Genomic DNA, 14,750 nt, shown 5'->3' on the forward strand with positions numbered 1-14,750 from the left:
GTCGGGTTACAAGATAGGCCGCTGCCCGCTAGGTCGGGGATGAAGTACTGCCGGCGACCCTACGTACTGGGATTAGAAGTGTACGGGCGAAAACGTTGCAAACTCGCATTCATGGCAATAAGCATCCTGATGCTTACCAAGGCGACTGCGCAGTCGCCGACCCGACTGCCTCCCATCGAGGTGGGATCGAATGCCGAAGCTGAACGGCCGACGCTGCAAACTCTGCTCCATCACGTCAACTGGCAATCGACTCCAGAGGCCCCGATCGACCTCATCGATGACGCGCAATCGAGCGCCGACGACAGTTCGGCCGCTCTCGACGCGCTCGAGCCACCGGTGGTGTCCGAACCCGCCGCCACCTCTCTGCCCGATAGCGATGATGTTGTCTTCGCGACGGATGCCGCCGAACTCTCGCAAGAGTTCCAGACGACGGCCTACGAGCGAGAGTCACGCGGGGAATTGCAGAACAACTTCGTTGCCCAGCCCGATTTTGCGGGAGGAATCTCGATCATTTCTGGCGATGTGGCCATGAAGATCGGTGGCTACGTCAAGGCGGACTTGATTCAAGATTACAATCCAATTGATTCCCCTGATTCGTTCGTGACGACCGCGATTCCGACCGATGGAGAGTCGGGCAAGAGAGCACGTTTTCATGCCCGTCAATCGCGACTGAGCTTCGATACCCGTTGGCGTATCGAAGATCGAATTGCGCGGGCCTATATCGAAGGCGATTTCTTCGGCGGGACGACCGACAGCACGGTGAGTCTGTACCGCCTGCGCCATGCCTACGGTAATATCGGCCGCTTCACGGCCGGGCAAACCTGGACCACATTCACTGACCCTTCCGCTGTTCCGCAAACGCTCGATTTTGAAGGCGGCGTTTCCAACGTGAACCGGAGGCAGGGGCTCGTGCGATGGGACCAACCCATTAATAATCGCTGGAGCGTTGCCGTGTCGGTAGAGAATCCTCGAGTCGATTTCATTACACCGGTCCTGGTGACAGGCGAAGCCCGGACGGAGACTCCCGATTTCATATCGCGCATTCGCTACGAACGAGACAGAACGGAGTTTCAGGTCGCCTACCTGATGCGAGAAATCGGCTTCCAGCCGGAGGACGCTCCCCTGATCAAGAGTTTTGCCTCCGGATTCAACTTTTCCGGATCCGCCGTGTTCCACGAGGACACGAAAGTCTATTCGCAGATCATGTTTGGTGACGGCATCGGAAGCTACCGCGGTTCGCCAGACGTCGTTGCAACGGGGCCGAGCACCGCGTCACTGCTACCCGTTTTCGGTTGGATGATTGGTGCTCACCATCGCTTGACGGAGCGCTGGACGACGAACTTTACGTACAGTGCGCTCTACCTGGATGATATTGCAGGACAAGCTTCCACGAACCTCCGAAACACGACCTACTTCGCCGTCAACTTGATCGCGAATCCTTATGAACGCGTGTTCTGTGGCATCGAGTATCTCTACGGCCAGCGGACCGACGTCAGCGGCGCAGCCGGCCACGCCAACCGCGTTCAAATGTCATTCGGATTCTTTTTGCCTTGATCACTGCCCGCGTGCCACGTCCACGCGAGGCTGCAAGTTCAAGGGTTGGAATGCAGGGCTCAGAGCTCTCGATCTCCATCCCCGCATCCGATCGCGTCTGGCAACATCACGGCGGCCCGCTCGACGCCGCCCGCGTAAAGTCGTGCCCCACGATTGAGATGGCACTGCTCCGACCGATTCGCCTCTGCGATGCAGACGCACCCGTCGGCTTTTCAGGACTGGGCAGTCAACTGGGCAATCACACGCTGCGCCCCAATTCGCGGACTCGCTTCGCTGGCTGTCATCACGTCAGTGGCGCCGCCACTGAGGAGAACAAGCAATTCGAGCTCCAGTTTCTGCGCAATATCTACCTTTAACCGCCCCGTGCAGCCCCTTGAAAGCCTGTAGCCGGTGAACTGGCGTGACTCGGTGGCTGTGAGATTTTAGGCGTGCGCCCGGGCCTGCATGTGTTATCATGGTGTCATCCAGACTTGGTAGAGGCCAGCCGTTATCGGTTGCCGCTTTGGCAGCGTTGTACCGCCACAGCCGAGTCGGGACCCCGCCTGCATCCTCCGACCTGAACGACAAGGTCTGCCCGCCTCATGCCAATATCCATTGTGAAAATATGCTGCCCTGCGCTCGTGGTTTGTGCCGTTGCCTCGCTGGCGGCGGTGCTCGACGCCAGCGAACCCGATAAGGTCGGACAGCCGCCAACACAGTCCAACCTTTCCGTTTCGGAAGCGGCCGACGCGGCCCCAGACCTCGAGCAGTTGAAACGGGGTGGCTTCGAGCGTTCGCGTTTCAAGAGTTTTGTCGCCCCGCAACACCCGCAGTCGGTAGGTGACCAGAGCGTGCCGGCTCCCCAGGCGAACTTGGCCGAATTCGAGTCGACGATCGGGCCGCTGTTGGAGCTCAACTGTACTGATTGTCACGGCCCCTACGCGACCGAAGGAAACTTCAGAATCGACACGATGGATCCTGATCTGGTCTCGGGCAGTGACACGGATTGGTGGGCAGAGGTCTTTGCGGTGTTAACCAAAGGTGAGATGCCACCGCCTGATGCGAGTGAGTTGGAGGAGGCGGATCGGTTACGGATCGTCGACTGGTTGGCCACCGAACTGCAGACGGCGTCGCGTGTGCGTCGCAGCTCCGGCGGGCATTCCGCATTCCGACGCATGACGCGTTACGAGTACAACTACGCGCTGCAAGACCTGCTCGGGTTGCCCTGGGATTTTGCCAAAGATCTGCCGCCCGAATCGCACTCCGAGGACGGTTTTCAGAACAGTTCCGAGCTTCTGCATGTGACGGTTTCCCAGTTTGAGACGTATCGCCGGATTGCCCGCAGCGCGTTGGAACGTGCGACGGTCTCCGGTGCACGCCCGCCCACACGCTACTGGGGGATCTCGATGAAAGATGCTGCCGATCGAGAATTGCCCAATCAAGCCGTGCAGATTGAGAATGCCAAGCAGGAGCTCAAGGAGGATCCCGAGAAGCTGAAGGCCGAACTCGATCGATTGGAGAAGAGTTTTCGGAAACCGCACCGCACCGCTTATTTCAAAGAGCGATCGAGCGGTCGAACGGCAGTGGCGAAGTGGCAGTACCGTGGTGCCAAATACGCGTACGCCCCAACGGATGAGCCACCAAGCATCCCCGACGCTCTCGATCGTGTCGCCATCCTGCCTGCGGGCCGCCAGCAGAAGCTGATTCTCGAATTGGGGAACCAATTGCCCGATGAGGGCAACATGCGAGTGAGAGTGCGAGCATCGCGCGTGCAGGTCGATGGCGAGCACTTTCCCAGTATGCAGCTGATGTTCGGTTGGCAGGCGAGCAACGAAGGGCGTGCGTTGCTGCGTGTCAGTCAAGCCGACACGGAAATAACCGCTGGGCCCGATGACTCTCAGTGGGTGCAGTGGGATGTGCCGCTCGGCGAGATCTATCCTCGCAACTCGGTCCGCAAGACCTCACCGATGGGGGCGATGCCCAGTCCCTCGGAGTACATTCGCATTGCCAATAGCTCCGCCTCGGCCAACGATATCCAGGTGGACTATGTGAGCGTTGCGGCGCCTGTCTACGATCAGTGGCCCCCAGCATCACACGAGCGAATTTTCTTCGCGAGCGAGCATGCCGACAATGAGTTGGCCTACGCGGAAGAGATTGTCACCGCGTTCCTGACACGTGCCTGGCGTCGGCCCGTTAGCGACGCGGAGATCGATCGCAAGCTCGAACTCTTTTCCGATCTGCGCCCCCAGTGCGAGAGTTTCGAAGAAGCGATCGTTGAAGTTTTAGCGACCGTGTTGGCCTCTCCACAATTTCTGTACGTTTCCAACGACACCGCGTCGATGCCATCGGCGGAGACACCTCAACGATCCACGCTGACGGACTACGCGTTAGCAACACGCTTAGCGATGTTTCTGTGGTGCAGCGTCCCCGACGATCAGCTGTTGGAGCTAGCCGAAGAAGGCCAGCTTGCTCAGCCCGCTGTCCTGGCGTCACAGGTCGATCGGATGTTGGCGGACCCTCGTAGCGAGCGGTTCACGCGTCACTTTGTGCATCAGTGGCTCGACATGCAGTTGCTGGATTTCATGAATTTCAAGCAGCACATTCGAAATTTTGACCCCCAGTTGAAAGAAGCGATGCAGCACGAGCCGATCGCTTTTTTCGAGGAGATGCTGCGTGAGGACGCCAGTGTCTTGGATTTCATTCACTGCGATTACACGATGGCCAACGAGCGACTCGCCGAACACTATGGGATCCGTGGTGTCTTCGGTAATGATTTTCAGCGTGTGGACCTGGGGGGAGACTATCAGCGTGGCGGTCTGTTGACTCAAGCGGGTTTACTGGCGATGAATTCCGATTGGCCGGACTCCCACCCGCTCAAACGCGCGATTTGGGTATTGGAGAGCCTCTTGAACGATCCCCCACCGCCACCACCACCCGCCGTGCCACAGATCGATCTGGCGGATCCAGAGATCGCCAAGATGACACTGAAGGAGCGAATCGAGGATCATCGCAACCATGCCGCTTGCATGTCCTGTCACGTGAAGATCGATCCGTGGGGAATCGCCTTCGAGAACTACGATGCTCTCGGGCAATGGCGCGACGAGATTCGAGGCAAGCCGGTCGACGCATCGAGCGAGTTGTTCAACCATCAGACGCTCGACGGCATGGACGGTTTGAAGCGATTTCTGCTGCAGAATCGACAGGACCAATTCGTGCAGGCGATGGTCCACAAGCTTTCAACCTACGCCCTGGGGCGACCGCTCACTTTCGCCGACCGCGCCGACGTGGATGCGATCACCGCTGAGGTTCGTGCTCAAGGTGACGGGCTTGGGACCATGATTCACGAGATCGTGAGCAGTGAACTGTTTCAATCCAGATAGTTCTGCACGCTGTTTGATCATTTTCAATGAGACCCTTAACGAAGGACAGAAACATGGCATGGAATATGAACAACATCGATCGACGACGGTTCCTGCGGGGCAGTGGTGTCGCTTTGGCGTTGCCTCTGTTCGGGTCGACTGCCTCCTCGTCGACTGCTTCCTCGTCGACGGGCGGGGACGAGGTCGTCAAAAATCCAAAGCGGCTCGGCTGCTTCTATTTCCCTGATGGCGTGCCGATGCCGCTGCCCCAAGACCCCGCTTATCAGGATTGGTCCTGGTTTCCCCACGGCAATGGAAACGAATTCACGTTCTCTAAGTGCATGCAGCCACTGCAACCGCTGCAGGGTGACTTGACGGTTCTGTCAGGTTTTTCGCATCCCAAATCGCGGGATGTGCACGGGCACAACAATGCTGACCAATTCCTGACCGCGGCGGCAACGGGAGGCGGCGACCGCGAGTATGAGAATACGATTTCACTCGACCAAGCGTACGCCAGGCATGTCGGTGACCGCACGCGTTTTTCGTCTTTGGTGATGTCGACCGATGGGGGAATTGGCACCGCGCGAGGCACGCACACGCTCTCGTTCGATCGCAATGGTCGCCCAATTCCAGCGGAGCATCGGCCCAAGCAGATCTTCGACCAGCTATTTGTCAAAAGCGATGGCGACTCGGCCCGCCGATTGGGCCTCAGTCGCAGCGCCCTCGATGACATGCTCGCCGATGCGCATTCGCTACGACAGACCCTTTCAACCAATGATCGCAAGAGTCTGGACGAATACCTCGAGTCGGTGCGGCAGGCGGAAGTGAAAGTGGAAAAGGCCAAGCGATGGCTCGATGCTCCGATGCCCCAGTTGGACGGCGATCTGCCCAATCTGGAGTTGACGACTGAAGAGCCTCGTGAGTACTTGCGGACGATGTTCGATCTCATCTACCTCGCGTTCAAAACGGATTCGACACGGGTGGCCACCTACCAGATCGGTCGTGAGAACGGTGTTGGTCGCAGCGACCATCTCGCCCGTGCGGTCGGATTCAATCTCGCACACCAACTTTCGCACGAGACCAAAAACCCCGACGGCTGGAAGCGGTTTGGCATCTATTGTCAGTTTCTAAACGAGGAGTTTGGACGACTGGTTAGCAAGCTCAAGGAGACCCCCGAGCCGGCGGGGACCGGGAACATGCTCGACAACACACTGCTGTTGTTTGGATCGGCATCGAGCGCCTTCCATCTCTCTCGCAATTACCCCCTGATCCTTGCTGGGGGCAAGCAAATGGGATTCAAGCACGGGCAGTACATCAACCATGCCGGGATGAATTTCCAAGGCGGCCCGTGGTTGGGCAAGGGCGAACCGTGGCAGGATGAAGCAAAGGGAGTCGACGTGCCGTTGTCGAACTTGTACGTCACCATGCTGCAGCGACTCGGGGTCGCCACAGACCGGTTCGGCGACAGTACCGGTATCGTTGAGAATATCTAGATATGCATCGGCGAATCTCTTGGGGTCGGCGCGGGGCCGTTTAGCGTTCCGACGGCAAGCGATAGACCGCATAGGTGGCATTGCGTTCGTCGTCCAAAGGATAGACCTGAACCAAGGGAAGTTGAGGGCCGACGACTCGGCGGTCGACGATGATCCAGTTAACGTTGTACTTCCTGCGGAATTCGCGCAGTCGATCGTAACGAATCGTCACGCGCATGGTTGACAGTTCAAAGGGGAAAATTTCGACAAACCGCCGCGCCCATTCCCGCAGAGTGGCCACATCCTGCGGGATGTCTTTCCAGTTGACCACCTCGGCGCGCTCGGCGTACCACTTGAATGATTGTTGGTGCCGGGGCGTTAGCAACACCTCCTGTTCGGGCGTGTTGGCACGGACAAAACGACAGACATTGATCCAGTCCTGCATCGTCTGCCGTTGCTCCGCGTAGTTCGCTCCCCGCCGCAGGCCGAGCAGGTTATTACTGTGAGAAATCGGCACCCCAGCGCGGACTCGTTGCCAGGTGGATAGACCCACCAAGCCGCCCGCCATCAGCACGGTCATCAGACACGCCAAGAAAGCGGCACCGCGAGCGTCCACTCGGAGCGAAGCCCATGGTTGCTCCCAGATTGATCGCCGCGATGCGAGATAGTGCGCGTGCGTGAACGACAAGATGACAGCGATGCTACAACCGAGAGCCAACGGTGTGGTCACGTCTGCGAGCCGGAACCAATAGAATCGCAGCAACTTCGCAGCCAAGTCCGGTGCAACCGCTGGAAGAATTCCCACGAACAGACCGCAGATACTGATACACATCGCTCCAACGGTGAACGCCGCCAACGACCGCAACGCGTGTATCTGAGCGGGAGACGAAGGATCGTGTCGCTTAGCAAGCCTCCGCTGTATTTCGAGACACACCAGGGTGATCAGTGAGAGCACAGCATGCCGCACGTACCAGTCGCGGTGAAACGCCGAGGGCAACAGGTGATGGGAGATCCGGAAATAGGTATACACACGCGCCGCTGAAGTGGACTCCGCAGGCGAAGCGTTCCATGACATAGCCATGGCGGGTACCAGTCCTATCAGCGAAATAGCACCGCCTGCAAATAACGCTGGAGTGAAGAACCGTGCTTTCTCTTGGGTAGGATCGCGGCGCACCCGTTCGGTCCAGGCAAAGGCGAGTGCGGCGGCCACAACAGCCCATCCGCCGGTGAGCACATGAAAGGCAGCGGCGGCGCCGAAGAGCAACCAAACCCGATTCCAATTCCGCTGCAGCAACTCGGCGATCCCCAGCAAAACCAATCCGTAGGCGGGTACTTTTGCTTCGATGCCACCCACCACCCATTCACCGGCGAGATTGCCCTGTTCTATTCCCGCGATCCAGACAATTGCCACGATGACCGCGAACGCCGCGGGGACGCGCAGTGCGGAGCACAGCCGAACCAGCCCTGCGGCGAGCATGCCCCAGCCGATCAATCGTCCGATCCAGGCGGTGGTGGAGAGCGAACACCACTGTGTCGGCCAACCGAAGACCCAGTAGAACAAAGCATGCGCTTTTCCGGACGCGACAAAGAGGTCCTCACTGCACCAAGCCGGGTTCCAAAAGTTTTTTGCTTTGGCGAGATAATGAGCTTCGTTGACACCCGGCGGTGCGTCCCCGGCATAGACGAAGCACAGACCGACCACGGTCAACCACGCCAATAGCCAGTTCGAACGCTGCCATGGCGTTGATGGTGGTCGATCGGCGTGCGGCGGATTCAGTGACGGTGTCGTCGATCGCGACGAGGGATTTGAACTCACGGCACGGACTCAACCAATTCGGCGGCCATTCGAATCGCAGCAATCATGCTCTCGATCGACGCCCTTCCCTGCCAGGCGAGGTCCATCGCCGTGCCATGATCGACACTGGTGCGGACGATCGGCAGCCCCAGGGTGACATTGACGGCATCGTCAAAGGAGAGTGCTTTGAGCGGAATCAAACCTTGGTCGTGGTACAAACACACGTACACATCAATGCGTTCTCGCATAGCGGGTGTGAAGGCGGTGTCCGGCGGCAGGGGGCCCACGACCTCCCAACCTTGGCCGCGGGCCGCTTCGATCGCGGGGATCACAATCCGATCTTCCTCCCCGTGGCTGAACATACCGTGTTCCCCGGCGTGTGGATTCAAGCCGCAGACACCGATCCGGGGCGGCAGCAAGCTGCCGCGATGCGCGTTGCGTCTGCCGATTGCCTCGCCGGCCATGCCGATCGTCCGCGCCAACGATACCGGATTGAGCAGGCCGGGCACGTCAGCCAAGGGAATATGAATCGTTTCGAGCACGCAGGCAATCGTGTCGCTGGCGAGCATCATGCGAACGTCCGCTGGGGCGATCTGAGAGGTGCCGCCGGCACCGAGAGCAGTGCCGACGCGATGGGCGAGCAATTCAGTATGCCCGGGGAACTCGATGCCCGCCTGCATCCACGCTTCCTTTTGAATCGGTCCGGTGATCATGGCGCTGACGTCACCACGAGCGGTCGCATCGATTGCCTCGCAGACGGTTTGATAGGAGGCCCGGCCTGTCTCAGCACCATACCGGCCGGGCACGACATCGTCCGCGTTGAGATGTCCGCAATCGACAATGAATCCCGCGGCATCGGGAGGAATCGTCCCGATTTGATCGAGAGCGATTGCGGGCGGCAGCGGAAGATTCAGGGCATGGGCGACCCGTTCGAATAGACGGGCATCGCCCATCAGCAGGGGCATCCCTTGGCTGCGAACCTCGGGACGCTGCCAGACGCGGAGTGCGATCTCAGGCCCCACGCCGCTGGCCTCGCCCATCGTGATTGCGAGTTTTGTCGACGAGTCACTCATGCTCTTGCTTGATCTCCGCAATGATCTCTTTGGCACGCGCGGCATCACGTTCGAGCACTTTGACCTGGACCCAGCCCGGTGCCTCGGCACGAAACCCAGCCGTGAACCCGCCCACGGCAGTGGCGCGAATTCCCTCATCGGCCAAGACATTGACGATCACGCTGGCGGCGATCTCGCTGCTCCGCTCGGCCACTGAAACGAGATTAGCGTCGTTGAGTTGGTCGTCATTGTCATGGGTGGGCATCATGTTACTTTCAGCTAGTGGTGAAGTCGGCGGGGCCAACCGCCGCGGATGCTCGTCTTGGACTGACGACTCCTCGCATGGGCTGGCTCGAAAAGAGTACAATCAGGATATCATGAACGAACCTACCATTATTCTATCTGGCACCGATCCAGACCTGCCCAGTCCGGTACCCGCTGGGTTGAAACGATACACTGGATTGCGAGAGATGGCGCGGGGGGCGACCGCGGTATTGCAGTCCGCCTTCGATCCCGTCGCCGGTCGTACCGTCGCGATCAAGAAACTGCTGCCAGAAAAGAAGTTCGACCGACTCGAGCGGCGGCGGATGCTGCGTGAGGCTCGCGTGACGGCCCAGCTGCAGCACCCCAACACCGTGCCCGTCTACGACATTGGCGACGATGATGTCGACGGCATTTTTTTCACCATGAAACGAATTTCAGGTGAGAATCTCTTTGAAATCCTCAAGCGGATCGCGCGAGGGGACGCCGAGGCAATCGAGGCCTACCCAATTTCGTGGCGTTTGGAGATCGTTGCGGGAGCCTGCCAAGCGTTGGCTTACGCCCATGCGCGGGGCGTGATCCACCGGGACGTCAAACCCGAGAATATTTGGGTCGGAAACTTCGGCGAAGTCATTCTCCTCGATTGGGGCGTTGCCAAGGTGTGGGGGCATGCCGACGACAATGTACCCGTCCTGCAGAGTTCCCAGGCGATCCGCCCGGAAGCCGTGCGGGAGGAAATTGAGAAGCCCCAACTGCAAACGCTGACCGGTGGCGGCCAGCGGCCTGGCACCCCGCTTTATATGTCGCCCGAGCAAATCGTTGGGAATCGAACGATCGACGAACGCAGCGACGTGTTCAGCGCCGGAGTCGTGTTGTACGAAGTCATGGCGATCCGCGAACCGTTCCGTGGAAAAACCATCGACGAGACTTTCGACAATATTCGCCACCGCGAGATCGAACCTCCAAGCGAGCGTTCCCCTCAATACGATATCCCCAAAGCAGTCGACGATATTGTTGGCAAGGCGCTGCAGAAGCGGCCTGAGAATCGGTATCAGTCGATGCGAGATTTTATTTCCGACTTGAAAGACCTTGTTTGATCACATACGGGAAACAGCCGGTTCACTATGCCTGTGAACTGGTGGGGCCCGTGCGGCCGAGTGCGGCGGCGATGAGCAAACGCTCTCTGCCGCCGAGTTCCCACACCGAATGCTTGATCGTCGAAGGCGATAGTGCCGCGAAATCCGTCGACCAGGTTCGGGATGCCCGCCAGCAAGCGATCTTGGCGTTGCAGGGCAAACCACTCAACGCTGTCAAAGCCTCGCGTCAAACCGCGATGAGAAACGCGATTTTCCAGCGGATTTTGGAGACACTGTTGGGATATCGAGCCAGCAGCACGTGCGGCGCGAGTGTCCTGTGTGAGCGTTTGGCCGATCCAGCGGCCTGTGTCTACGACAGGCTCATACTGCTGATGGATCCAGACGCCGACGGAATTCACTGCGGCGTCCTCATGATGGCTTTCTTCCGGCGGTTCGCTCCCGAGTTGATTCGAACCGGGCGGTTGAGCGTCGTGCGGCCGCCAATGTTCGTGTTTCGGCTGCCCGATTCCGCTGACCTCGACGTCGGTCAGTGGCCCGTTGCCTCTAGCCCCGAACATGCGGCGGCGATTGAGCAAACGCTGCGGGAGCATGGAGTCGAACGATTTGAGAAGACACGCCACCGGGGTCTCGGCAGCCTCGACAGTTCTCTGCTCGGTTACTCCAGCGTCACGCCGGCGACCCGCCGCGAATCTTCGTTGACGCTTGCGGAAATCGACGCCGCCATCGCAATGTTTGGGGGCTGAGAATTGGATTGAGCTCAAGGGCGAACGACTTGCTGTCGCAGGCGGGACGCATTGCTATCTTTGGTTGGGAAGTGAGTTATTATGGTGGCATTGGGCGATGCCCAGGCTCCGCTTTATGAGTATCTCACCTTAACGATCCACATCCATGCGTATTCCCAACAATATTCGCTTCCTTGTCACCGCTCTTGCAGTCGCCGGAATCGGCGCGGCCGGTTCGCCGGCCGTGTTGGGCGAGGAAGGAAACGATCAAGAGGCTGCCCAGCCGAAGTTCAAAGATGGGCAGGCCGTGAAGGTTCCTGCCTTTTCTGATTCCGATTACTGGATCCGCCACGATCTGTGGGTGCAAACGGACTTCGACTCCGACGAAGACGGCAAACCAGATCGCATGCATGTGGATGTCACGCGGCCACGCCAGACGGAATCGGAAGGCTTGAAGTTGCCCGTGATCTATGCGACCAGCCCCTATTTTGCTGGCACGGCCCCCGATTCGGACGACTCGATGTGGTCGCCTCGCCAGGAGCTCGGGGAAACGCCGGAACCGCGACCGACGATTGGTCCGTTTGAACGCAGCGGTGTGCGACCGATCATCTCCAAGGATTTTGTCGATGAGTGGGTGCCGCGAGGGTTCATTGTCGTCCATTCCTCTTCACCGGGGACCGGGCTTTCCGAAGGCTGTCCCACGGTGGGCGGCGCCAATGAAGCATTGGCGCCCAAGGCAGTGATCGAATGGCTGTCGGGCCGCGACAACGGATTCACCACGCCTGACGGTGACGAACCCGTCTCCGCGTATTGGTCGACCGGCAAAGTCGGGATGACGGGGACGTCGTACAACGGCACCCTACCGCTCGCCGCGGCCACCACCGGCGTCGAGGGGCTCAAGGCAATCATCCCGGTCGCTCCCAATACTTCGTACTATCACTATTACCGCTCCAACGGCTTGGTTCGTCACCCGGGCGGGTACATGGGTGAAGACATCGACGTGCTATACGACTTCATCCATAGCGGAAACCCACAGCGCCGTGAACACTGCAACTGCATCATCCGAGAGAAGACGATGTTGGCGAACATGGATCGCGAGTCGGGTGACTACAACGACTTTTGGGCGGGCCGTGATTATTTGAATCAACTCGATCACGTCCACGCAGCAACACTGATGTCGCATGGTTTCAATGACTGGAACGTGGTGCCGTCGCACAGTGCGCGGATCTCGGCAGCACTGAAGGAACGCGGCGTGCCCGTTCAGATCTATTACCATCAGGACGGACACGGCGGCCCACCGCCCATGAAGTTGGTGAACCGCTGGTTCTCACACTTTCTTTGCGGCATTGAAAATGGTGTCGAGGAAGATCCTAAATCCTGGATCGTCCGCGAGGGCAAGAAGCATGACGAACCCACCTCCTACGCGGACTATCCCCATCCCGATGCTGCTGGGGTCGAGTTGCACCTCGGCGGCGGCGCCCCCGAGCAGGGCACGCTGTCGCTCTCGGACGATCAATCTACGGGCCAGGAAACACTGATCGATAATTTCTCCTTCGATGGCGAATCACTGGCCAAAGCCGAGTGGACCGAGCATCGTTTGATCTATGTCTCGCCGGAATTGTCCGAGCCCGTGCATCTGTCGGGGACCGCGTCGATCCAGATCCGACTGGCGAGCGACCGTCCCGCCACGAATTTGTCAGTCTGGGTGGTGTCGCTGCCCTGGACCAATCCGAAACGTGGCGGGCACATCAACGACAACCTGATCACGCGTGGCTGGGCCGATCCACAGAACGCTGAATCGATTCGCGAAAGCAAACCACTCGTCCCCGGCGAGTTTATCGACATGACGTTTAACCTCCAGCCCGATGATCAGATCATCCCTGCCGGACAAAAGATCGGCTTGTTGATCATGGCGAGCGATCGCGAATTCACGCTCTGGCCCGATCCCGGCACCGAGTTGACCGTTGACCTCGCTGGAACCAAGTTGACGCTCCCCGTCGTCGGCGGCGAATCCAAGCTCGAAGCCGCATTCACTCCCATGCCAACGCCGGAACCCGAAGCGGATTCGAAGGAGTAGTTTGCCGTCACTCACTGAGCGGCTGACCGGCCGTGCAGCGTTTTCGCGGTACCTTGAGAGTTGGTCATCACCCACAAGTATCGCGAAGGGGTGATCGAAAATAGCCGTAGGTCGGCCCACCGCCACCTACGATGTTTCTAACCAGCCGGTTTCACTCCAGACCATTACCGCTCTGGAAAATCGCGTATCCTCCCAGGCCGCCCAGCAGAATGATTCCTAGGTAGAGCGTGAGAATCGCTAGCGTGACGATCAGGTTTGGTGGCGGTACCGTCAGGGACTCGTAGATTTTTACGATCCAGGCGGCCCTGACCGGGGTGGGCAATTCGGACATCGGGGTTGCTTGCAGTTTGCCATCGAGGAGTTCGATCGCCGGCCCGGGAATCTCGTCGTGGACAGGCGGGGGAATCGGTTGGCCACGCTGTCGATGGATCAGCGAGGCGACGCGAAAGGTTGTCGGTAGCCACAGCATCATGGGAATCGCAATGAGCAGGATCATGGGGCTGTGGAAGAAGACGGCGAAGACGAACATCAAGCCGATGCCCGCGATCCTCGCGACCAGATCGAGAACGGGCGAGCGGCAGAGGATCGCTCGGTACACGATCCAGCCGCCGTCGAGTGGGATGATGGGGAGTAGGTTGAGCAGGTTCAAAACCAACCCAACGGCGCCCAGTTCGAACATCCATTGCCACTGCGCCGCCTGGCCCACTGCGAGCAGCGGCAACGCGAGCAGAATCCCAGGGACCGGTCCAGCGAAATAGACGAGCGATTGCTTCCAAGGTGAAATGTGGAAGTGCCGACCACTGACGGCAGCACCGAGAAAGGGCACGAAGAACATTTTGACATTGCGGTATCCGAATGCTCGCATCGCGACGTAGTGCCCGGCTTCGTGGAATAGCAGCACGGTCACGACAATCAATACCATTCTCACATTCCACCAGAGCACGCCGGCACCCACGAAGAGCGCGAGCGAAATCAGTAGTAAGAGGAGTTTGGCCGTGCCCCCGGTCGACGCCGTTTCGATCTTCCGCACTTCCGCGATGATTCTCGGTGGGCGAGAGGCTCGAACATCGCCATCGGCCTGCGGCTCAGCAGCGGACGTCTCGATAGCGGACGTCTCGAGATCGCCCTGGTTGGCGCAGGCCTCCGTTGGGGTGTATCGCATCGACTGGATATCATCCGGAACATTCATGCTTGCTAGGCTACCAAGCGCCTCTCCCGTCCGCCAGCAATTGGGGCGTGGGCCGCCCAAGCGAGTATGCCGGGATGAATCGTTTCTTGTTAGGCGGTCACGGGGCAACCGCCCGGCTGGACTCGATGTCCTCGACAAACAAAGCCCTTCGCGTCACGATATCGCGGATGAATTATCCTGGGGGCGTCCTGAG

11 protein-coding genes are annotated in these 14,750 nt (G+C 59.1%); 7 read left to right on the forward strand and 4 right to left on the reverse strand.

Going from position 1 to position 14,750, the window contains the following annotated elements:
• Window positions 1-111: 111 nt before the first annotated feature.
• The 4 genes from CA85_RS07680 (at window position 112) to CA85_RS07695 (ending at window position 6,385) form a co-directional block, all read left to right on the forward strand.
• Window positions 112-1,554, forward strand: coding sequence for a DcaP family trimeric outer membrane transporter (locus CA85_RS07680; RefSeq protein WP_146390721.1), 1,443 nt, complete (start codon window positions 112-114; stop codon window positions 1,552-1,554).
• 50 nt (window positions 1,555-1,604) lie between these two features.
• Window positions 1,605-1,910, forward strand: a complete 306-nt coding sequence (locus CA85_RS07685) for a hypothetical protein (protein WP_146390722.1) — start codon at window positions 1,605-1,607, stop codon at window positions 1,908-1,910.
• A 225-nt stretch (window positions 1,911-2,135) separates the two neighbouring features.
• Window positions 2,136-4,913, forward strand: coding sequence for a DUF1592 domain-containing protein (locus tag CA85_RS07690; RefSeq protein ID WP_146390723.1), 2,778 nt, complete (start codon window positions 2,136-2,138; stop codon window positions 4,911-4,913).
• 53 nt (window positions 4,914-4,966) lie between these two features.
• Window positions 4,967-6,385 (forward strand): DUF1552 domain-containing protein, encoded by a 1,419-nt coding sequence (locus CA85_RS07695; protein ID WP_146390724.1) that lies wholly within the window; start codon window positions 4,967-4,969, stop codon window positions 6,383-6,385.
• Window positions 6,386-6,425: 40 nt separating this feature from the next.
• On the opposite strand, the gene CA85_RS07700 is transcribed toward CA85_RS07695, so the two are convergent.
• From CA85_RS07700 to CA85_RS07710, 3 genes are all read right to left on the reverse strand, one after another.
• Complete coding sequence (locus tag CA85_RS07700; protein WP_391564849.1) at window positions 6,426-8,066, reverse strand: DUF6798 domain-containing protein; 1,641 nt, start codon at window positions 8,064-8,066, stop codon at window positions 6,426-6,428.
• Between the two features lie 110 nt (window positions 8,067-8,176).
• Window positions 8,177-9,232, reverse strand: a complete 1,056-nt coding sequence (gene pdxA / locus CA85_RS07705; RefSeq protein ID WP_146390725.1) for a 4-hydroxythreonine-4-phosphate dehydrogenase PdxA — start codon at window positions 9,230-9,232, stop codon at window positions 8,177-8,179.
• Window positions 9,225-9,479: a putative signal transducing protein gene (locus CA85_RS07710; protein ID WP_146390726.1), complete on the reverse strand. Its 255-nt coding sequence runs from the start codon at window positions 9,477-9,479 to the stop codon at window positions 9,225-9,227. Before CA85_RS07710 ends, pdxA begins: the two co-directional genes overlap by 8 nt.
• A 106-nt stretch (window positions 9,480-9,585) precedes the next feature.
• Between CA85_RS07710 and CA85_RS07715 the strand changes: the two genes are divergently transcribed.
• From CA85_RS07715 to CA85_RS07725, 3 genes are all read left to right on the forward strand, one after another.
• On the forward strand, window positions 9,586-10,569 hold the full coding sequence (locus CA85_RS07715; protein WP_146390984.1) for a serine/threonine-protein kinase: 984 nt from the start codon (window positions 9,586-9,588) through the stop codon (window positions 10,567-10,569).
• A gap of 71 nt (window positions 10,570-10,640) precedes the next feature.
• On the forward strand, window positions 10,641-11,312 hold the full coding sequence (locus tag CA85_RS07720) for a toprim domain-containing protein (RefSeq protein WP_246112584.1): 672 nt from the start codon (window positions 10,641-10,643) through the stop codon (window positions 11,310-11,312).
• Window positions 11,313-11,457: 145 nt separating this feature from the next.
• Window positions 11,458-13,368 carry a Xaa-Pro dipeptidyl-peptidase gene (locus tag CA85_RS07725; protein WP_146390728.1) on the forward strand — a complete coding sequence of 637 codons (1,911 nt, stop codon included), beginning with the start codon at window positions 11,458-11,460 and terminating at the stop codon, window positions 13,366-13,368.
• 151 nt (window positions 13,369-13,519) lie between these two features.
• Here CA85_RS07725 and CA85_RS07730 read toward each other — a convergent pair whose 3' ends face one another.
• Window positions 13,520-14,557 (reverse strand): site-2 protease family protein, encoded by a 1,038-nt coding sequence (locus CA85_RS07730; protein WP_146390729.1) that lies wholly within the window; start codon window positions 14,555-14,557, stop codon window positions 13,520-13,522.
• Window positions 14,558-14,750 lie beyond the last annotated feature (193 nt).

Origin of the sequence: Allorhodopirellula solitaria (assembly GCF_007859855.1) — a bacterium.
GTDB classification, from domain to species: domain Bacteria; phylum Planctomycetota; class Planctomycetia; order Pirellulales; family Pirellulaceae; genus Rhodopirellula; species Rhodopirellula solitaria.

Excerpts from the sequence above, each read along its gene's own strand:
- CA85_RS07710 (WP_146390726.1), bottom strand. The coding sequence starts at position 9,479 with ATGATGCCCACCCATGACAATGACGACCAACTCAACGACGCTAATCTC.
- CA85_RS07720 (WP_246112584.1), top strand. The coding sequence starts at position 10,641 with ATGAGCAAACGCTCTCTGCCGCCGAGTTCCCACACCGAATGCTTGATC.
- CA85_RS07695 (WP_146390724.1), top strand. The coding sequence starts at position 4,967 with ATGGCATGGAATATGAACAACATCGATCGACGACGGTTCCTGCGGGGC.
- CA85_RS07685 (WP_146390722.1), top strand. The coding sequence starts at position 1,605 with ATGCAGGGCTCAGAGCTCTCGATCTCCATCCCCGCATCCGATCGCGTC.
- pdxA (WP_146390725.1), bottom strand. The coding sequence starts at position 9,232 with ATGAGTGACTCGTCGACAAAACTCGCAATCACGATGGGCGAGGCCAGC.
- CA85_RS07680 (WP_146390721.1), top strand. The coding sequence starts at position 112 with ATGGCAATAAGCATCCTGATGCTTACCAAGGCGACTGCGCAGTCGCCG.
- CA85_RS07690 (WP_146390723.1), top strand. The coding sequence starts at position 2,136 with ATGCCAATATCCATTGTGAAAATATGCTGCCCTGCGCTCGTGGTTTGT.
- CA85_RS07725 (WP_146390728.1), top strand. The coding sequence starts at position 11,458 with ATGCGTATTCCCAACAATATTCGCTTCCTTGTCACCGCTCTTGCAGTC.
- CA85_RS07730 (WP_146390729.1), bottom strand. The coding sequence starts at position 14,557 with ATGAATGTTCCGGATGATATCCAGTCGATGCGATACACCCCAACGGAG.